The sequence below is a fragment of the Pseudomonas capeferrum genome (genome assembly GCF_013523055.1).
Lineage (GTDB): Bacteria > Pseudomonadota > Gammaproteobacteria > Pseudomonadales > Pseudomonadaceae > Aquipseudomonas > Aquipseudomonas capeferrum_A.
The window spans coordinates 18,659-38,179 of the sequence record NZ_JAAMQM010000026.1 but is presented as its reverse complement, the minus strand read 5'-3'; the positions used below and the strand labels follow the sequence as shown (position 1 = coordinate 38,179).

At 60.6% G+C, this 19,521-nt stretch carries 18 protein-coding genes and 1 pseudogene; 10 read left to right on the top strand and 9 right to left on the bottom strand.

Annotated elements, in window-relative coordinates; all coding sequences use genetic code 11:
- Nucleotides 1–28: 28 nt before the first annotated feature.
- Nucleotides 29–1,225: an acetyl-CoA C-acetyltransferase gene (locus G7009_RS24075; protein WP_181132532.1), complete on the bottom strand. Its 1,197-nt coding sequence runs from the start codon at nucleotides 1,223–1,225 to the stop codon at nucleotides 29–31.
- A 260-nt stretch (nucleotides 1,226–1,485) separates the two neighbouring features.
- Between G7009_RS24075 and G7009_RS24070 the strand changes: the two genes are divergently transcribed.
- Nucleotides 1,486–2,724, top strand: coding sequence for an OprD family porin (locus G7009_RS24070; protein WP_181132531.1), 1,239 nt, complete (start codon nucleotides 1,486–1,488; stop codon nucleotides 2,722–2,724).
- A gap of 163 nt (nucleotides 2,725–2,887) precedes the next feature.
- Here the strand turns inward: G7009_RS24070 and G7009_RS24065 are convergent, their stop codons facing one another.
- The 3 genes from G7009_RS24065 to G7009_RS24055 are packed head-to-tail and all read right to left on the bottom strand — an operon-like array spanning nucleotide 2,888 to nucleotide 5,743.
- On the bottom strand, nucleotides 2,888–3,709 hold the full coding sequence (locus G7009_RS24065) for an HpcH/HpaI aldolase/citrate lyase family protein (protein ID WP_181132530.1): 822 nt from the start codon (nucleotides 3,707–3,709) through the stop codon (nucleotides 2,888–2,890).
- Nucleotides 3,710–3,720: 11 nt separating this feature from the next.
- Nucleotides 3,721–4,884, bottom strand: coding sequence for an acyl-CoA dehydrogenase family protein (locus G7009_RS24060; RefSeq protein ID WP_181132529.1), 1,164 nt, complete (start codon nucleotides 4,882–4,884; stop codon nucleotides 3,721–3,723).
- A 31-nt stretch (nucleotides 4,885–4,915) separates the two neighbouring features.
- Entirely contained in the window at nucleotides 4,916–5,743 is an 828-nt protein-coding gene (locus G7009_RS24055; protein WP_181132528.1) for a transposase, read from the bottom strand.
- Between the two features lie 168 nt (nucleotides 5,744–5,911).
- Here G7009_RS24055 and G7009_RS24050 point away from each other — a divergent pair, with 168 nt between their 5' ends.
- The 6 genes from G7009_RS24050 (at nucleotide 5,912) to G7009_RS24025 (ending at nucleotide 11,195) form a co-directional block, all read left to right on the top strand.
- Entirely contained in the window at nucleotides 5,912–6,523 is a 612-nt protein-coding gene (locus tag G7009_RS24050; RefSeq protein ID WP_181132527.1) for a TetR/AcrR family transcriptional regulator, read from the top strand.
- A 101-nt stretch (nucleotides 6,524–6,624) separates the two neighbouring features.
- A complete protein-coding gene (locus G7009_RS24045; protein ID WP_181132526.1) occupies nucleotides 6,625–7,914 on the top strand; it encodes an MFS transporter in 1,290 nt (429 codons plus the stop codon).
- Entirely contained in the window at nucleotides 7,911–8,234 is a 324-nt protein-coding gene (locus G7009_RS24040) for a 4-methylmuconolactone methylisomerase (protein WP_181132525.1), read from the top strand. Before G7009_RS24045 ends, G7009_RS24040 begins: the two co-directional genes overlap by 4 nt.
- A gap of 350 nt (nucleotides 8,235–8,584) precedes the next feature.
- Nucleotides 8,585–9,874, top strand: coding sequence for an amidohydrolase (locus G7009_RS24035; protein WP_181132573.1), 1,290 nt, complete (start codon nucleotides 8,585–8,587; stop codon nucleotides 9,872–9,874).
- 358 nt (nucleotides 9,875–10,232) lie between these two features.
- Nucleotides 10,233–10,613 (top strand): termination factor Rho, encoded by a 381-nt coding sequence (locus G7009_RS24030; RefSeq protein WP_181132524.1) that lies wholly within the window; start codon nucleotides 10,233–10,235, stop codon nucleotides 10,611–10,613.
- A gap of 150 nt (nucleotides 10,614–10,763) precedes the next feature.
- Nucleotides 10,764–11,195: a DNA methylase gene (locus G7009_RS24025; RefSeq protein WP_181132523.1), complete on the top strand. Its 432-nt coding sequence runs from the start codon at nucleotides 10,764–10,766 to the stop codon at nucleotides 11,193–11,195.
- Nucleotides 11,196–11,433: 238 nt separating this feature from the next.
- Here G7009_RS24025 and G7009_RS24020 read toward each other — a convergent pair whose 3' ends face one another.
- The 4 genes and pseudogenes from G7009_RS24020 to G7009_RS24010 all read right to left on the bottom strand — a co-directional run bounded on the left by G7009_RS24020 (nucleotide 11,434) and on the right by G7009_RS24010 (nucleotide 14,461).
- On the bottom strand, nucleotides 11,434–11,676 hold the full coding sequence (locus G7009_RS24020; protein WP_181132522.1) for a hypothetical protein: 243 nt from the start codon (nucleotides 11,674–11,676) through the stop codon (nucleotides 11,434–11,436).
- A 151-nt stretch (nucleotides 11,677–11,827) separates the two neighbouring features.
- A pseudogene (locus tag G7009_RS27915) lies at nucleotides 11,828–12,024 on the bottom strand (Fic family protein); the annotation flags it as partial.
- 84 nt (nucleotides 12,025–12,108) lie between these two features.
- The gene (locus tag G7009_RS24015; protein ID WP_181132521.1) at nucleotides 12,109–13,473 is read right to left on the bottom strand and encodes an aspartate aminotransferase family protein; all 1,365 of its coding nucleotides are present in this window, start codon (nucleotides 13,471–13,473) and stop codon (nucleotides 12,109–12,111) included.
- A 106-nt stretch (nucleotides 13,474–13,579) separates the two neighbouring features.
- The gene (locus tag G7009_RS24010) at nucleotides 13,580–14,461 is read right to left on the bottom strand and encodes a phytanoyl-CoA dioxygenase family protein (RefSeq protein ID WP_181132520.1); all 882 of its coding nucleotides are present in this window, start codon (nucleotides 14,459–14,461) and stop codon (nucleotides 13,580–13,582) included.
- Nucleotides 14,462–14,713: 252 nt separating this feature from the next.
- Here G7009_RS24010 and G7009_RS24005 point away from each other — a divergent pair, with 252 nt between their 5' ends.
- Nucleotides 14,714–15,607, top strand: coding sequence for an alpha/beta hydrolase (locus G7009_RS24005; protein WP_181132519.1), 894 nt, complete (start codon nucleotides 14,714–14,716; stop codon nucleotides 15,605–15,607).
- Nucleotides 15,608–15,636: 29 nt separating this feature from the next.
- Nucleotides 15,637–16,959: an aspartate aminotransferase family protein gene (locus G7009_RS24000; protein ID WP_181132518.1), complete on the top strand. Its 1,323-nt coding sequence runs from the start codon at nucleotides 15,637–15,639 to the stop codon at nucleotides 16,957–16,959.
- Nucleotides 16,960–17,075: 116 nt separating this feature from the next.
- On the opposite strand, the gene G7009_RS23995 is transcribed toward G7009_RS24000, so the two are convergent.
- Nucleotides 17,076–17,873, bottom strand: a complete 798-nt coding sequence (locus tag G7009_RS23995) for an SDR family NAD(P)-dependent oxidoreductase (protein WP_181132517.1) — start codon at nucleotides 17,871–17,873, stop codon at nucleotides 17,076–17,078.
- A 216-nt stretch (nucleotides 17,874–18,089) separates the two neighbouring features.
- Here G7009_RS23995 and G7009_RS23990 point away from each other — a divergent pair, with 216 nt between their 5' ends.
- The gene (locus G7009_RS23990) at nucleotides 18,090–19,496 is read left to right on the top strand and encodes an APC family permease (RefSeq protein WP_181132516.1); all 1,407 of its coding nucleotides are present in this window, start codon (nucleotides 18,090–18,092) and stop codon (nucleotides 19,494–19,496) included.
- Nucleotides 19,497–19,521: the final 25 nt, after the last annotated feature.

Here is a 19,521-nt window from a genome sequence, read left to right as displayed (position 1 = left end):
GCGAGCCTTGTCATCAGGGTCCATGGGTTCAGATTCGCTCGAACAGGGCGGCCATTCCTTGTCCGCCACCGATACACATGGTTTCCAGGCCATAACGGGCGTCGCGCCGACGCATCTCATGCAGCAGCGTGGTCATGATCCGTATCCCCGTGGCCCCGATAGGGTGGCCCAGGGAAATGCCGGAGCCATTGACGTTGACGCGATCGAGGTTGTCCATGTTCCATGCGCGCAGCACGGCCAAGGCCTGTGCGGCAAAGGCCTCATTGACTTCGATCAGGTCCATTTCGGCAAGGCTCAGGCCGGTACGCTGAAGCAGTTTTGCCACCGCCGGCACCGGGCCGATGCCCATGTGCGAGGGTTCGCAGCCGGCCGCGGCCCAATCGACCAGCCGGGCCAGCGGGCGCAGGTTGTAGCGGGCGGCATACTCGGGTGAGACCACCAGACAGCCGGCGGCAGCATCGTTCTGCTGGCTGGAGTTGCCCGCCGTACAGACGCCATCAGCCAGCAATGGGCGAAGTTGGCCGAGGCTGTCGAGGTTCGCATCGGCGCGTATGCCTTCATCGCTCGCGACTCGCACACTGGCGCCGCGCTTACCCGGCACGTCCAGGCTGATGACCTCATCATCGAAGCGGCCTTGCTGCCAGGCACGTGCTGCATTCTGATGGCTGCGCACCGCGAAGCGATCGGCCTCGTCGCGGCTGATGGCATAGTCGCGTGCCAGGTTTTCCGCCGTTTCGGGCATGCCGGATATGCGCCCGAAACGCGTCTCGGGCTGTGAGCGTTCGCGGCCGCGCTCCAGACGATCATGCAGCTTCACGCTGCCGGCGCGGGCGCCCCAACGCATGTCGGTGCTGTAGTACTCGATATTGCTCATGCTCTCGACGCCCACCACCATCACCGCTTCGGCATGGCCTGTCTGTACGTGCATGGCAGCGTTCACTATCGCCTGCAGCCCCGAACCGCAGCGGCGATCCAGTGTGTAGCCGGGCACTTCGACAGGCAGGTCAGCGAGCAGCCCGGCGTATCGGCCCATGCAGGGCGCTTCGCTGGAGGCGTAGGACTGGGAGACGATGACCTCGTCCAGGGACCCCGGCGCGATGCCCACTCGCTCGATGAGCGTACGGATGACCGTAGCCGCCAGCTGGTCCGCCGTCAGCGAGGCGAGGGCACCGCCGAACTTGCCTATGGGGGTGCGCAGCGGCGAAACGATCAAAGCGTCCTTCATAACGCAAGTGCCTCTTGTTCTTTTGGGTGGATACGGCTCGATGAGAGCCAGCATGGCTGGTGGTACCCGGGCGAACAATTCGATTTAGCGAAAGGCCGTCTTTCAGCAGGATTAAGGCAGCGACACAGGTGCCCATGTTTCGCTGCACGCAAGTTCCGCTTAAGCAAATTCCAATACCCAACAGATGAGCGCCTCACCATGCTGGGCACGCTGACCCGTGGGGTCGGTAAATAACAAGAACAATCGACAGGAACATCTCCATGTATAAGCATCGTCTGGCACGGTCGTGCGCGTTGTGTTGCATCCCTCCCGTCATGGCGCTGTCCACGCTGGCGAGGGGCGATTTCAGTGGAGACAGCAGTATCAACCTCAATTTGCGCAACTTTTACTTCAGCCGCGATTTCCGCCAGGAAGATGCCGTGCAGTCGAGGCGGGCGGAGTGGGCGCAGGCGTTCATGCTCGATGCGAAATCCGGCTACACCGAGGGTCCGATCGGCTTTGGCGTGGATCTGTATGCCGCGCTCGGGGTGAAACTCGACTCGTCCGACGCACATGCAGGCACCGGCCTGCTACCCAATGCTTTCGGTAATGCGGGGCCAGGGGAATACAGCGATCTGTCAGGTGCGGTCAAAGCCAGGATTTCCAAAACCGTGGTCAAGGTCGGGGGCCTGATGCCCAAATCTCCCGTGTTGCTTCCCAGCGATGCGCGGTTGATGCCGCCATTCTTCAACGGTGTGTCGGTGGTCTCCAGTGACATCGACAATCTGGTGGTCGATGGCGGACAGATTCGCAGCGTCAACTTTCGCAACAGCAGCAGTAACCACGATGACCTGCGCACCGCCAACTTCGCCGCCAGCAGTGATCGATTCAATTACCTGGGCCTTGCCTACAGCTTCTCCCCGCAGCTCACTGCTTCCGTCTGGCGCGCCGAACTCGAAGACGTCTACCAACAGAATTACTACGGCGTGCTGGCCTCGAAAAAATGGGGTAACTGGACGGTCGGGGTCAATCTTGGGTACTTCGACACCTCCGAGGTGGGCGAGCAACGCGCCCGCAATATCGACAGCGATCTGACGTCGCTGCTGTTATCGGCCAATACGGGGATCCACACCTGGCGGGTGGGGTTCCAGAACAACCGCGGCCATACGGCTTTTCCCTTTCTGCAGGACGCAGACCCGAACGTCGCCAACGTGGTGCAGGTGCTGGACTTCACGCGCGCGGAGGAACAGTCCTGGCAGGCGCGCTATGACCTGGACTTCGCAGGCTTAGGCGTGCCTGGGCTTACGGCGTTCGCGCGGTACTTGCGCGGGGACGGTTACCAGGTGGCGGGCCAGGACGGTCATGAATGGGAGCGAGACCTCGATGTGAGCTACGTCATCCAGAGCGGGCCACTCAAAAACCTGGGCCTGCGCTGGCGGAACGCGATGGTGCGTTCAGATGTGACGGGTGAACTGAATGAAAACCGCTTGATCCTCTCCTACAGCGTTGCGCTTGACTAGCGCTGTGGAAGCAGGTGTAGGGCTTGGGCCGTATGGCGTCCTTTAGATCGAGCGCCGCCCGCGGGGCGCTCGATCTAAAAGGGCGCCACACGCTTCAAGGCATGTACCCCGATGCCCCGCTCGATCTCAAGAACGGCGCAAAACCCAAGGCATGCCCCTGTGCTCAAGAATCGCGGGCAGCCTTCAGCACATTCCGGGCACGCTGAATGACCGGCGCATCAACCATCTGGCCATCGAGCTGGAAGGCGCCAGCGCCATCACCAGCCCGCTCCAGTACGCGCTGAGCCCAGTCCAACTGGGACTCACTGGGTCGCAGGGTACGGTGCGCGATGGCGACCTGGGTAGGGTGAATGCATAGCATGCCGCCGAACCCCATCCCTTGTGCCGCGCCCATGAACCGCTCGAGCCCTGATGCGTCGTCAAACCGGGCGAAAACGGTTTCAAGTGGCGGCGCCAACCGGGCCAGGCGACTGTGCAGCAGCAGGGCGAATCGCACTTGGTCGAGCATGCGTTCGGCATCGCTATGACCGGCAACGAGGCCCAGGTCGAGACTGAGATCCAGCCCCCCGTACGTCAGTCGCTGAACGCCTTTGGTCTGGGCAATGTCGGCCAGTCCAAGCAGCCCTTCGGCGCTCTCGATGATAGGGATGACCGCCTTGCCGCCCTGCGCCGCCCTGGCGACGTCGGCCTGGCATTCGGCCTTGGGAAGCATGACACCGATCACACCCGGTACCCGGGCGCAAAATGCCAGCTCCGCCGCATGCTGCTGATGGTGCACGGTGTTGACGCGCACCCAGACACGGGCGTCTGGATTGGCGTCGAGAAACTGCCCCAGGTGCTCACGCGCCGCGGCTTTATCCGTCTCTTGCACGGCATCTTCGAAATCGACGATCACCGCATCAGCGCCACATGCCAAGGCCTTGGCAAAGCGTTCCGGGCGATTGCCCGGAACGAACAGCGCCGTTCTCATCAGAACGTTACTCATGACCCCTCCCTTCAAAAGCTGCGCGGCAGCTCAAGCAGATGCTCGGCCACATACGACAGGATCAGGTTGGTCGAAATCGGAGCCACCTGGTACAGGCGCGTCTCGCGGAACTTGCGCTCGACGTCGTATTCGTTGGCGAAACCGAAGCCGCCATGGGTCTGCAGGCACGCGTTGGCCGCTTCCCAACTGGCCTTGGCCGCCAGGTACTTGGCCATGTTGGCTGCAGCGCCGGCATTCTTGCCGCTGTCGTATTCTTCACAGGCGCGCCAGCGCATCAGATCAGCCGCTTCGATCTCGATATGCGCCTCGGCAATCGGGAACTGCACGCCTTGGTTCTGTCCGATCGGCCGGCCGAACACGACGCGGTCGCGGGCATACTGGCTGGACTTCTCGATGAACCAGCGGCCATCGCCGATGCATTCGGCGGCGATCAGGGTGCGCTCGGCATTGAGGCCGTCGAGGATATAGCGGAAGCCCTTGCCTTCTTCACCGATCAGGCTGCTGGCGGGGATTTCCAGGTTGTCGAAGAACAGCTCGTTGGTCTCGTGGTTGACCATGTTGGCGATCGGCTGCACGGTCAGGCCGTTGCCGATGGCTTCGCGCAGATCGACCAGGAAGATCGACATGCCTTCGGATTTCTTTTTCACTTCCGCCAGCGGAGTGGTGCGGGCCAGCAGGATCATCAGGTCCGAGTGCTGGATGCGCGAAATCCAGACTTTCTGGCCATTGATCACATACTTGTCGCCCTGGCGCACGGCGGTGGTCTTGATCTTGGTGGTGTCGGTACCGGTGGTGGGCTCGGTCACGCCCATCGACTGCAAGCGCAGCTCGCCACTGGCCAGCTTGGGCAGGTAGTAAGCTTTCTGTTCGTCGCTGCCGTTACGCAGCAGGGTAAACATGTTGTACATCTGCCCGTGGATGGTCCCGGAGTTGCCGCCGCAACGGTTGACTTCCTCGAGGATGACCGAGGCCTCGGCCAGGCCCAGGCCCGAGCCACCGTACTCCTCAGGGATCATCGCCGAGAGCCAGCCGGCATCGGTCATGGCCTTGACGAAGGCTTCGGGAAAACCTTTTTCCTCGTCGATCTTGCGCCAGTATTCGGCAGGGAAATCATCGCACAGGGCGCGCACGCCTTCGCGGATAGCGTTGAGTTCTTCATTGTTGTCGTGATTCATCATGGATCCTTGGGGCCTAATCAATAGCCTGTCAGTCGAAATCGATCGTTGCGTATTGGCTGATGCCGTTGGCGTCACTCGCCCAAAGCTCTGCCACCCCATGCTCGAGGTGTCGCCCACCAAAATGGATGGGCGCCGGGGCAATCAAAGGGCGAACGCCGCGAAAGCTGAAGTGCTTCAATCGCGCCAAGGGGTGGGCGCGGGTGAAGGCAGCGAGGTTCAGGGTGGCCGTGAGGGGGCCGTGAACCACCAGTCCGGGATAACCCTCTGTGTCGGTCACATAGGGCCAGTCGTAATGAATGCGGTGGGCATTGAAGGTGAGTGCCGAATAGCGGAACAGCAGCACCGCATCAGGCACGATGCTTTCGCTCCACTGCGTTTCGATCACCGGATCGCCAGCGGCCATTTTTGGCGGGACTGGCTCACGGTAGACGATGTCCTGTTCTTCGCGCAGGCATAACCTATCGTCCTCCCACACCTCGTGTGCCAGGGTGACGAACAGCAGGGTTCCGCTGCGACCGTGTTTCTCTTCGATGTGCTCGATGGTGGTAAGACGGCGGGCACGAGCTCCGACGTGCAACGGATGGATAAAGCTCACGCGACTGCCGGCCCACATCCGATTGCGGCCGAAGGCAGGTGGCATGAACGTACCCAATGCCGGATGACCATCAGGACCGAGCCCGCTTTGCTGCGCGCCATCATCGAAGAAGCACCAGTGCCACAACCATGGCAGTTCCTCGCCCTCAGCGGGGACGGGCTCTTCAAAGGTCGCGGCAATGCGGCGCACCAGTGAGACACTGAACTGATCATGACGCTCCTGCGTTCGTCCCAGCCAGTCGGCCGACTCAAAATCCTTCATGCTTCTGCACCCAGGTCACGGTTGATGCCAGCATCATGAGCGGGACGAAGTCGAGGGGGAATTTGCTTTTACAGAAGTCGGCATGAAGCTTTGCCTAAGATGCGCCGAGGTGCGCGGTCTAACGCCGCCTTTCAATTTTCGAAATTGCCCTCGTAGCGGTGTCCAGCCATGCTCGCGCAACAGTTTCAAGGGAGGCAGGCGGCTATCGACCGGTTTTCGGATACACGCAGTCAGGCGCTGTCACTGTTTGCCGACAAGGGCTATGGCAATGTGGGAATGCGCGAGTTGGCTTCGGCCTTGGGCGTTACTTGTGGCTCGATCTATAACCACATCGAGAGCAAGGAGGCGTTGCTCTACGAGTTCTTCGAGGAGTTGCTGGAGCTATTGCGGTTCAAAGCCGAACAGATCCAGCAGCGGGTGGCTGCGCCCGCTCGACTGCGCGCCATCATCGAAATGCACCTGGAACTGCAGCGCTACATGCCCTGCCATTTCCTGATCATGGAGCGCGAATGGCCCACCCTGAGCGAGCCCTGGCTGGGCCAGGCCGCAGCCCAGCGGTTGAGGTACGAGGAAACGGTCGCTGCGGCGCTTGGCGATTGGGGAGCGGACCTTGGCTGCGCGAAAGCTGTCGTAACGCTGCTGAATCAGGCGCAAGCGTGGCTGCCCCGCGTGGCGGCGAGGACTGAACAACGGGTAGAGCTTGTGCATGGCGTGATCAAGGTGATGCTGGATCAAGCGGCCCCGCAACAGGGTCTGACAGGGCTGGGCCTGACTGATTAGGAAAAGCAAAAGGCAGGCTTCCAATAAGTCAAATAGGCGCGTAACCGAAACTGAGTGATGCTCTCCCGCAGTGAGGTACCCATAACAATAAGGATGCTCCTATGTTCTCCTGGTACAAGAGCGGCACCGCCCGTGAGAAAAAAACCTTCTGGGCCTGCTATGCAGGATGGGCCCTGGATTCCTACGACATGCAAATGTTCAGTTTCCTGCTTCCGACTCTCATGGCCATCTGGGGCCTGACCAAGGGCGAGGCAGGGATCGTGGGCACATCAGCGCTTCTCTCCGCTGCGCTAGGAGGCTGGTTTGCGGGCATTTTAAGCGACCGTTATGGGCGCGTGCGAATCCTGATCTTTACCGTCTGCTGGTTTACCTTTTTCGGGATCGTTGCTGGTTTCGCCCAGAACTTCGAGCAGTTGCTGGTGGCACGCACGCTTCAGGGGCTTGGTTTTGGCGGTGAGTGGGCGGTCGGTGTGGCCTTGATGGCCGAGGTCATCAACCCGAAAAACCGCGGTCGTGCGCTAGGCTTTGTTCAGTCAGGCTTTGCCTTGGGTTGGTCCGGTGCGGTGCTGATCGTGACAGCGATCCTGGCTTACGTCCCAGCGGAATACGCTTGGCGAGTCGCCTTCTGGGTCGGCGTGCTTCCGGCGCTGGTGGTCATTTTCATTCGTCGCAACGTCAAGGATTCGCAGGCCTTCGAACAGGCACGCCAATCGAAAGCCGAGAAGGCCACGGTCTGGACGGTTTTCTCGAAAAAGTATATTCGGGTCAGCATGTTGTCCAGCCTGCTGGTGATCGGCTTGCAAGCGGGCTGCTACGTCATCCTGGTGTGGACCCCTGCCATGATGGCTGAGCGCGGCATCGAGAAGGGGTCACTGATTGTAACGATCCTGATCATGGCCTTGGGCAGCCTCTGCGGATTTGCCACCACCGCCTATCTGTCGGACCGGCTGGGGCGTCGACCTTCCTTGATCATGCTGTCACTGGGCTCGTGGATCGTGACCGTCGCCTACATGTTCGTACCCTTGAATGCCGTGGTGGCACACGTGATGGGCTTCTTGGTCGGAGCGCTGGCGATCGGCATGTTCGCAGCACTGGGACCGTTCTTGAGCGAGCAGTTTCCTACCCAGGTCCGAACGACCTGCATGGGCTTCTCTTACAACGTGGGTAAATCCATTGGCGCCCTCGCCGTGACCGGCGTCGGTCTGCTGGCCGCCAAGTTTGGCCTCTCGCAGACAGTAGGCGGCTTCTGTCTGGTGGCCTATGCGCTGGCGGTGTTTGCCTTGATGTTGTTGCCCGAGACTAAAGGCATCCGCCTGGACGCCATTGATGAAGGAGTCGATGAGCCACTGTTGCAGCCCTTTTCAAACAACGTAGTCGAGAAATTCAAATGATCAGAATCGTGTATCTGTTGGTGAAACCCGAATCCATGAGCGACGAGGTCTTCAAGCGCGAATGCATTATCCACTTCGACATGAGCCAGGGGATGCCGGGCCTGCACAAATACGAAGTGAGGCTGGTGTCAGGCAACCCCAGCGACACCCATGTCCCCTATCTTGATGTGGGCCCTGTGCATGCGATCGGTGAATGCTGGTTCCTCGATGAGGCAAACTATCAGGTCTACTTGCAAGCCGATCAGCGCAAGGCATGGTTCGAGCACGGCAAGTCATTCATTGGGCAATTAAAACCATTTGTGACCGAAGAACTGGTGTAAAAACGCAGTCCCTGGAAGTGTGGCCTGGCCACGATGAGGTTCGATCGGACTACGTCGGTGTATGGCATGTACCTTGCCCGTGATCGCGGGCAAGTTCGTTTCTTGTCTGTCGTGACCGAGCGATCTTCTACACTGACTCTCGACTCACAGAAACGCTGGGCGGCAGTGAAGTTTTGGGAGGAAGGCGATCTGGCTTCAAGATTCAGACTAATGGGCCGCATGGTTGACACTCTTAGCATGCTATCGATTAGGCTGATGTTCTGGCAGCGACCGATAGTGGCTGCTGCACCTATCCAGGAGTGTAAACAGTGCGACCGTTCCTACCTTTGACAGTGGCAGCCGGCCTGGTAATGGGGGTTTTGGGTAATGCTTTCGCAGAATCCAGCGCTCTCGAAAAGCAGGCATTTAGCCGCGCCACCGCCATCGAGCGAAAGCTGATTGACTGGCGCCGCGATATTCACCAGCATCCAGAGCTTGGCGATCAGGAGACACGAACTTCCACCCTGGTTGCAGATCACCTGCGCAAGCTCGGCCTCAAGGTCCACACCGGCATTGCCCGCACTGGCGTGGTGGGCATTCTGGAAGGCGGTAAGCCCGGACCTACTGTGGCCTTGCGCGCCGACATGGATGCCCTGCCAGTCAAGGAACCGGAGGACCTGTCGTTCGCCTCCAAGGCCCGCAGCATCTATCAGGGCAAAGAGGTAGATGTCATGCATGCGTGCGGCCACGATGCTCACACCGCCATGCTGATGGCCACGGCCGAGGTGCTGGCCGGTATGCGCGAGGAACTGCCTGGCAAGGTAATGTTCATCTTCCAGCCTTCGGAAGAGGGCTCGAGCCAGGTCATGCCCGGCCAGAACAAACTCTGGGGCGCGCAGCTGATGCTGCAAGAGGGAGTGTTCCACGAACTTGAGCCCGATGCGATCTTCGCTGTGCACGTCATGCCCGGACTCTCAGGGGAACTCAGCTGGCGGACCGGCGCGACCACTGCCAGCAGCGATGATCTGCAGATCACCGTCACTGGCAAGCAGGGCCATGGCGGAATGCCCTGGAACACCGTCGACCCGGTAGTGACCGCAGCCCAAGTGATCACTGGCCTGCAGACTGTGGTGAGCCGCCGGACCAATCTGACCCAATCACCAGCGGTGGTCACCGTTGGCATGATACAGGGCGGCAGCGCCCCCAATATTGTCCCGGAGCAGGTACACATGGCCGGCACCATTCGTACCTATGACGAGAAGGTGCGCGCGCAGGTGGGGCGCGACGTGAAACTCACTGCAGAGAAGGTCGCTGAAAGCGCGGGGGCAAAGGCCGAAGTATCGGTGGTCCCGGCTTACAGCACCACGATGAACGACGAAAGGCTTGCAACGCAGATGGCGCCCGTGCTTGCCCGAGCCGCCTCTGGCAAGGTAGCTACTACCCCGTTGATCGGGGCCTCCGAGGACTTCTCCTTTTTCGCCCGACAAGTGCCTGGGCTCTATTTCTTCCTTGGAGTAACGCCGGATGGTCAAGATCCGGCGACCGCCGCGCCTAACCATAATCCTCAGTTCTTCGTGGATGAAAAGGCGCTAGTCGTGGGCGCACGTGCACTGTCAGGGGTGACGATCCAGTTTCTGGAGGCAGGGAAGAAAGAGGGATAGTCCAAGCGCTCGACTCATCCCAGTCACCTATGCGCGAGTTATGCACTCAGCCCACCGCTTCCTCGCGGCGGGCAGCGGCTCGGCATATTGTCGCAGCAGCGAACGGATTTCTTCAGGGGTGAAGCCTTGCGGATCTGTCTTCGGTGCGTTCATGAGCGACCATCCCGATGTGACCTCCCTCTCGGCGGCAGGGTCTCGATATCACCACACACGTTGCACGGGGGCAGCGCGTTCCTGTATCGGGACCAGTGGTTGCCTTGAATGAATCCGCATGTGAGCAACCGTTCGTCCCTTTTCCGGCACTCCCATCTTGTGTGACTTCTCAACAGTCAATACAGGCCAAGCAGGAGTCAATGTCATGCCACGTGGAAGCAAGGACCAATACACCAACGAGCAAAAACGCAAAGCGGAGCACATCGAGGAAAGCTACGAGCACAAGGGCGTGTCCAAGGACGAAGCCGAGTCCCGTGCTTGGGCCACTGTCAACAAGCAGTCCGGCGGCGGCGAAAAATCCGGAGGCTCGGGCAAGAAAACCTCTTCGAGCGAGAAGAAGTCCGCGCGCTCCGACTCCAGCAAGCGTGCTGCCAAGACGCGTGAAGGGCACTCACGCACGTCAGGGGAATCATTGGAGACACAGACCAAGGAAAGCCTCATGAAAGAAGCTCGCAGCAAGGATATCAAGGGCCGTTCTACGATGACCAAGGCACAACTGGTCGAGGCATTGCGCAAGCACGGTTGATACACCCGCACGGGACAGTTCGACGAGCTTGCAGGGCAACGGCCACGGCTCGTCTTGATCAAGCGTATGGTGATTTGCCAGGCATCTGCGCCCTCGTTTCTCTATCAGAGGACTGTGAAAGGCATTTGCTTTGCCAACCGGAGGTGAGTCGTGAGCAAGAGCATCAGTGCTGCGAATCTGAATATTCACTTGGTTAAAGACGATGAGCATTCTTTGTTCAAATGGTTCATCGCCAGCTTTTTGATGGGTAAGCGAATCCGCTCGGAAATTGCTGCTGACGCCTACAGGGTGATCGTCGAAAAGCATACGCGTGACACGCCTCGTAAACTGGCGGCTTGCACGCATGGAGAACTGGTGAAAATGCTTGGAGAGGCCGGCTACGCCCGCTATGACGAATCCACTGCCGAGCGCTTGGTGAAGTTGAGCAAGAAACTGAACGATGAATATGCAGGGCAGGTTGCGAATATTCGCAAAGCCAGCGAAAGCAGGGCAGACTTCGAAAAGCGTCTTGGAGCCTTTGAAGGGATTGGCCCGAAAACGATCGAGATATTCATGCGTGATGCTGAAGAAGTATTTTTTTGATAGACGCCTGGGGTTTGACCCTGAGTCGCTGAAGGCCTGAACGTATTGGCTTTACAGCGTCAATGGCGTCTCGTGGAAATCGGCGTATTGGCATTCTGCGCCAGGTCGCTACAGCGTTTCAGCGCTTGTCCGCTGAAAGCGTTGAGCATCTCCCATGCGTGCTGCGTTCCGGGACCGTGGATATCGCGCAAGGGAGAGGCGACTCCGATTCGCTCCGAGTCGCCTGCCATCGATGTCATCAACGAGGATTTGGCTGGTCGTCAAATTCGGCGTTATCGACATCCACATCCGTCATTTCTTCTTGAGCAAGCGCGTCGTCATCCTCGTCCAAGGGAATGGCGCCCTCATTATCGGGTAGCTCATCTACCCCTGGCCGATCACTCGGGTTCAGGTCCGTACGACCTGGTGATAGAGGATCCGGGGAGGCAGGGACTGGATCGTCCTCACCCATCGCGGTTTGAAACTGGGTATCTGTTTTCATGGAGCCCTCCTAGGCCAGCGTTTTTGCTGCGCTTGGTTTTTGGAGCTTCACCTCGGGCCTTCGTTCCGGCGAGGAGACTGGCGGTTGCTGCATTGCTGTGGCGCTGAACGAAAAAGCAATGGCAAGCCGTTGGCGCGCAGACGCAGGACAAGCGGGTGCGGTGGATATACACGAAAGCGAAGGCCAGCGCCGCTGCTCGAACCAGCGGTTCGACACCTCGTGTTGCCAGTTCGAATGCCTTCAGGCCATCAAGCAACTGCGGCAGCCGCTCGAATGGCGGGCAATGTAGTGCACGATATCCTCGCGCATGGTGGCCTGTCCGACGAAGAACGGTGAGCGCCGAAGGCCTCATGTAACGAAAGCTTAAAAACGATAACCAGAAGGCTGGCCCTCGACCCCGCTCAAGATCTCCAGCACAGCCTTCGGCAGCGGCTACCGGTTTAGCCTGGCGTAGGTCTGCTCCAGGGTCAGCGTAAAGCGCTCCAGCAACAGAGTGATTTCGTTTTCGGTGATGATCAATGGCGGGCACAGCGCGATGGTGTCGCCGATTGGGCGCACGATCAGGCCGTTGGCGTGGGCCTGGGCGGTGAACCATTTGCCCATTTTCCCCACGGATTCGAAAGGCGCCTTGTTGGCCTTATCCGCAACCAGTTCCACCCCGGCGATCAGCCCGCAACCGCGTACTTCCCCCACCAGCGGGTGCGCCTTGAGGGGGGCTAGGCCTTCGTGCAGCAAAGTGCCCATGCGTGCGGCGTGCTCCACCAACCTATCCGACTCGATTATGCGTACGTTTTCCAGTGCCACGGCTGTGGCCACCGGATGACCGCTGCCGGTAAAGCCGGTACCCAGCGCGCCCAGCGCATGGCTCTGGTCGGCGATGCCCTGGTAGAGAATGTCGTTGATCAGCACGGCGGCGATGGGCTGGTAGGACGAGGACAGCTGCTTGGACAGCACCATGGCGTCCGGCACGATGCCAAAGGTTTCGCAGCCGAACAGCTTGCCGGTGCGGCCGAAGCCGCAGATCACCTCGTCGGCGATGATCAGCACGGCATGGCGACGGCACACCCGCTGGATCTTTTGCCAATAAGTTGCGGGCGGCACGATCACGCCACCGGCGCCCATCAAGGGTTCGGCGACGAAGGCGGCGATGGTGTGGGCGCCTTCCCTGTTGATCAGCGCCTCAAGCTCGTCGGCCATGCGGTCGGCGAACTGCTCCTCGGTCTCACCGGGCAGCCCATGGCGGTAGAAGTGCGGGGTGCTGACGTGAAGGAAGCCGGGCAGGGGCAGGTCGAAACCCTGGTGCACCGAGGCAAGGCCGGTGAGGCTGGCGCTGAGGCCTGTGACGCCATGGTAAGCGCCCTGGCGGCTGATGAATTTCTTGCGCAGTGGCTGGCCGATGGCGTTGTTGCGGTACCACACCAGCTTGACCAGCACGTCGTTGGCTTCGGAGCCGGAGTTGGTGAAGTACACCTTGCTCATGGGCACTGGCGCCAGGTCAATCAGCTTCTCGGCCAGGGCGATGCTGGCAGGGTGCGATTTGTGGCTGAACGTGTGGTAGAAAGGCAGGGTCTGCAACTGGCGGTGGGCCGCGTTCACCAGGCGCTGTTCGCTGAAACCCAAGGCGGTGCTCCACAGCCCGGCCATGGCTTCAAGATAACGGTTGCCCTGGTCGTCGATGACGAACACGCCGTCGCCGCGCTCGATTATCAACGGGCCTTCTTGCTGGTGGGCACGGGCGTCGGTGTAGGAGTGAAGGTGGTAGTCGATGTCTTTTTGAGCCAGCGGGTTTGGCGGCATACAGGAAGTCCTAGAGTGTGCAGCCGCTGCCGCCTTGTGGAGCAAAGCTTGCCCGCGAAGGGGGCGGCGCGGATGGCCAGCGCAGCCTGACGGCAGCGGCTACAGGTCAGTTGTCGAGCTCAAGCACTTTGGCCAGCTCAACGTAGTCCAGGCTCCACAAGGTGCCGCCGCCCAGTTTCTGGTTGTGCATCGAGCGGAAGCCAATCATTTGCTGGGCGCGCTTGCTCAACGTGCGAGCCATCTCCATGGGGACGGCAAACGGGTAGGCTTCCTCAGGCACCAGCCAGCCCGGGCAGAAGGCCAGGGTCAGCGCGCGACGCGGGCGGTTGGAGACGTTGGCACCGCCACCATGAACCACCTTGCCGGAGAAAATCATGGCGTCGCCCTTTTCCATCACCGCGGCAATGCTCGGAGTGTTGTTCATGCGCTCGCGATCATTGTAGTCAGGCCATTTGTGACTGCCGGGGATCACGCGGGTGGCGCCCATTTCCTCGGTGTAGTCGGAGATGGCGATGATGCAGTTGCACATCACCTCCGGGCCCGACGGGCCGTAGTTGCGAAACACCGGGTAATTTTCCAGGTCGCGGTGCAGGAACTGCGCCTTCTCGCCTGGCTGGATCTCGATGATCTGCGCAGCGTTCATCCAGTAGGCGTCGCTGGTTTCCAGCATCAAGGTATCGATGTACGAGAGCATGACCTCATGGTCCAGCATTTCTTCGCGGAACGTCTTGCTGCGGCGAATCAGCTGGGTGATTCGCTTGGTTTTCTTGCCAGCGAATTCAGCCATCCAGTCCGGCCCGTCGTAGCCTGCGGCCCAGCCCGCAACGATCGGCTCCATGTCAGCGTTGAAGCGGTCGACCTGTCCTTTGAACAGGCCCTTGATGATCACGCCACCGTCTTCATCGATGATGCGTTTGACAATCTCGGGGGCAGTTCCACTCGGGACTTCGCGCATTTTGGCAGGTGCCTGGACTTCAGTAGCTGACATGGTCTTCTCCGGTCGATAGAGGCAGAACTGTGCTCCTGGTAGGGGTGTGGAGCATGACTAGATGTTAGGTAGTGGCCGTGGTGATAAACAGGTGGACGGCGGCCAACTACCCATTCTTTTGTGGCCAATCCTAGACGTGGCTTCCAACCACAGGAGTTTGGCCACCATGCACCTGTCCGCGTCCCCGGCGCCCAGCCACTATCTGCCCGAGCGCCGCATGTGCGGCAGGAATCTGGCTTGGCAGGAGACGTTATGCGTACCGACATCAGCTTCAAGACCACCGATGGCCTGACCTTGAAGGGTTGGCTGTTCACCCCGCAAAGCGGCGCTGACCGCCATCCGGCCATTGTCATGGCCCACGGCTTCACCGCGGTGAAGGAGCAGTACCTGGACCGCTACGCCGAGGTGTTCGCTGGCCAGGGTTTTGCCGTGCTGGTGTACGACAACCGCAACTTTGGCGCCAGCGAAGGGCAGCCGCGTCAGGAAGCTGACCCCCTGCTGCAGGTGCGCGATTATCGCGACGCAATCACCTATGTGAGCAGCCTCGACAACATCGACGCCTCGCGCATTGGCATCTGGGGCTCCAGCTACAGCGGCGGCCACGTGCTGCAGGTGGCGGCCTTCGACCGTCGGGTGAAATGTGTGTCGTCCCAGGTACCCGCCATCAGCGGCTCGGCTGACGTGCGCATGGCGGTGCGCCCGGACCTGATGCCAGGCCTGATCGAAGCCTTCGAGGCCGATCGCACAGCCCGGTATGCCGGCGATCACCCGCTGTTGATGGAAGTGGTCAACGAAGACCCGAAATCCGACTGCGCGCTGCCCGGTCAGGATTGTTACGACTTCTTCGTCGGTAGCCAGCGCAGCGTCGCCCCGGCCTGGCGCAACGAGGTCACGCTCAAGAGCATCGAGATGCTCAACGAGTACGAGCCCGGTTATGCTGTGGACCGCATCAGCCCCACGCCGCTGCAGATCATCGTCGCCCAAAAAGACACCGTCACCGTGCCGGACGCGGCCCTCCGGGCCTATGAACAGGCTTTGCAGCCCAAACATCTGGTGCTGCTAAACTGCGGCCACTTCGACCCCTACCTGAGTGAGTTCGAGGCCTCTAGCACCGCTGCCGTCGAATGGTTCAAGCGTCACCTCTGATTTCCGCCTATTGTCTTGAAGGAAACACCATGTCTGCGAAATGGCCCGAAAACCACAGCCAATCCAAAGCCTTGTACGATCGCGCAAGCAAGGTCATGCCCGGTGGCATCACCCGCATCCTGCCATGGCAGGAACCGTTCCCAGTCTACGCCGGCAGCGGCTCGGGCGCCTACGTCACCGACGTCGACGGTACCCGTCGCCTGGACCTGCTCAACAATTTTGCCTCGCTGATCCATGGCCATGCGCACCCGGCTATCGTTGCCGCGATCCAGGAACAAGTGACCAAGGGCACGGCGTTCACGCTGCCTACCGAACCGGAAGTGGTGCTGGCCGAGACCATCTGCGCCCGCGCCGAGAGCTTTGAGTGGATACGCTTCTCCAACTCCGGTACAGAAGCCGTGATGTGCGCCATCAAGGCCGCGCGTGCCCTTACCGGGCGTTCGAAGATCGTCAAATGCGAAGGCGTGTACCACGGTTCCTACGACTACGCCGAAGTGAGCCTAGACTCCTCGCCGGACAACTGGGGCGATGATCCGACCTCCACGGGCTACTCCAAAGGCGTGCCCGAGGGCGTCAAGAACGACGTGGTGGTGATCCCGTACAACGACGTGGCGGCCGCCGAACGCATCATTCGGGCCAACCGCGATGCTATTGCCGCGATCCTGATTGATCCGGCGCCGAGCTATTTCGGCTTCGTGCCGGTGACCGAGGAATTCATTGGCATGATCCGCCGGGTTGCCACCGAGATCGGCGCCGTGTTCATCCTTGACGAGGTGATCACCTTCCGTGTGCACAGTGGCGGCGCCCAGACGCGCTTCAACATCAAGCCGGACCTGACCGTGCTGGCGAAGATCATCGGCGGCGGCTTTCCGGTAGGCGCGGTGGCTGGCTCGCGCAAGTTCATGCAGGTGTTCGACCACCGTGAAGGCAAGCCGCTGCTGCCTTGGAGCGGTACGTTTACCGCCAACCCTATTACCATGACCGCCGGCAAGATCGCGCTGGATCTGTACACCCAGGCCGAGTCCGACCGCATGGACGTGCTGGGCGACCGCCTGCGCGCCGGCGTGACCCAGGCGTTTGCCAACGCCGGCTTCCCTGGCCAGGTCACGGGTTTCTCGTCGATGTTCATGGTATTCGGCCACCAGCGCGAGATCCACGACTACCGCTCTGGCTACTCTAGCAAGGCGGAGATGAAGTGGGTGAGCAAACTGCAGCGCAACCTGGTGCTGGAGGGCTACCACATTGCCAAGACCGGCAAGGCGTTCCTGTCCACCGTGATGACCGAAGCCGAGGTGGACGGTTTTATCGCCGCCACTGAGCGCGCTGCCAAGGCCGCCGTCGCCGAAGCGTAACCTGAACCGTACATCGCGCACTCTGTAGCCTGGCGGTAGCGACTACAGAGTGCGGTGAGTCGTGATAAAAAAGGGGGGAATGCCTTGTGGGCATTCCCCCCTTTTCATGATGCGACTTATTGCGCGGTGTAGGCGCCATCCACCGTCAGCAGCGAGCCGGTCATCCACTGGGCGTCTTCCGAGGCCAGGAAGGTCACCGCCTTGGCCACGTCATCGACATTGCCGATGCGCGGCCACGGGGTCAGGTCTTCGAGCAGAGTCTTGATCTCGGGGTTGTCCAGCTCCTGGCGCACCATGGCCGTGGCCAGGAAACCGGGGCACACGGCATTGACGTTGATCTTGTGCTGGGCGAAGTCCACGGCCAGTTGCCGGGTGAGGTTGTTCACCGCGCCCTTGGAGGCGCAGTAAGACGCTTCCTGGGCCAGGCCCACCAGGCCACCGATGGACGAGATGTTGACGATCTTGCCGCGGGTGCCGGTGGCGCTTATCTCCTGCTTCATCATTTGGGTAATGGCGAACTTGCAGCCCAGCCAGGTGCCCTTGGTGTTGACGTTCATGGTCAGGTCATAGTCGGCCTCGGTTTCCTCGACGATGGTCTTGAGCTCCACCGCCACGCCGGCGTTGTTGATCATGATGTCCAGGCGGCCGAAGCGCTTCACGGCTTCCTGGACCAGGTTGTCCATGTCGGCGTAGCGCGACACATCGGCCTTGACGAAGATGGCTTCGCCGCCGTTTTGGCAGATCAGGTCGTCGGTATCGATGTGCAGGTCTTTCTCGAAACCTTCAGGGCGAGCGCTCTTGGAGAGGTCAGAACACACCAGGTGGGCGCCTTCGGCGGCCAGGGCCAGGGCAATGGCGCGACCGTTGCCTGAACTCGAACCGGTGACAATGGCTATTTTGTTGTGAAATCGCATTGAATCGCCTCCATCGGCGTTATCGGTCGTGAATAAGGGCAAGGCCCTCGATTTATTGGTGTCCAGATCAGTCTATGAACCGGCCGCGGGCGAAAACAGGTTAGAAAGGGACAGCGGTCACCCAGGGCCATTGAAATTGGCCATTGGCAACCTGTCCGGTGCCTGGCCGGGCCTTTAGCCTGCGCTTCGATCATGGATAATTTCGAGGTCAGGACCATGCCCCAACCCGTTTCCCATTCCCTCAAGCGCGACACCCTGGGCACCAGGGACCTGGTGCTGCTGGTGCTCGCCGCAGTTGCTCCCATGGGCATCGTCGTCTCGCTGACCACGCTGTCCATCGCCCTGGGAACCGGCGCCGGTACGCCGGGCACCTACATCGTCGCGGCGCTGATCTTTTCCGTATTCGCCGTCGGCTACCTCAAAATGAGCCAGCGCATCACCAATGCCGGTGCCTTCTACGCCTACATCGCCGCCGGCTTTGGCGCGCGGGCAGGGCGCATGGCCGCCTGGCTGGCGGTACTGACCTACAACGCCATCACCATCGGTACCTTTGGCAGTCTGTCGTTCTTCAGCAGCCTGGTGTTCAAGGACCTCACCGATATCGACATCGCCTGGCAGTGGTTTGGCCTGTTGTGGTTTGTCGCTACCCTGGTGCTGGGCTATTTCGACGTCAGTGCCAGCGCCAAGGTACTGGCCGTGGTGCTGCTGCTGGAGGTGATCAGCCTGTTCGCCTTTGACTTCGCGGTACTGTGGAACAAGGGCTTCCAAGGCTTTTCCCTGAGCGTGTTCGACCCGCATATCGTGCTGGGCAGTGGCGCAGGACTGAGCCTGATCCTGGGGCTGGGTTCCTTCATCGGTTTCGAGGCTACGGTGATCTACGGTGAAGAGGCACGGGACGCACGACGCAGCGTGTCGCGGGCCACCTACATCGCTATCGGCTTGATCGCGGTGTTCTACCTGACCACCACCTGGGCCATGGTCTCGGCCGTGGGCGTGGACCAGGCCAAGGCTGCGGCGGCCGCCGATCCGTCCTCCTACCTGTTCGTGATCAACACCCAGTACATGGGCACCCTGGCCACGCAGATCATGCAGGTGCTGGTGATCACCAGCCTGTTCGCCGGCTTCCTGGCGTTGCACATGAGCACCGCGCGCTACCACTTTTCTCTGGCTCGCAGCGGCATCCTGCCCGCCTGGCTGGGCAAGACCCAGGCCAAGCACCATTCGCCATTCAATGGCACGGTGGGGCAGTTGGGTCTGCTGGCGCTGGTCACGGTGGCTTTCGTCGCGGCAGGCCAGCACCCTTATCTGCAGATGGGCGTGGCGCTGTTTGGCATGGGCGTGCTGGGGATCGTGCTGTTGCAGGCGCTGACCAGTTTCGCCGTGCTGCGGTATTTCCGCCTCAATCGCCCTGAGGATTCAGCATGGAGCACGGCTCTGGCACCCTTGCTGGGCGGCATCAGCATGCTGGTGGCCTTTGGGTTGATGATCGACAACTATGGCGTGATGACCGGCAGTGACCTGTGGTGGGTGAACCACCTGCCGTTGGTGTTTCTGCTGGCGCCCCTGCTGGGGCTGGTGGGGGTGGGTGCGACGCGCCGCAAGGAGATGGCGCAGGCCCTGTAGCCGCCGTCAGGCGGCAGCGGCCACA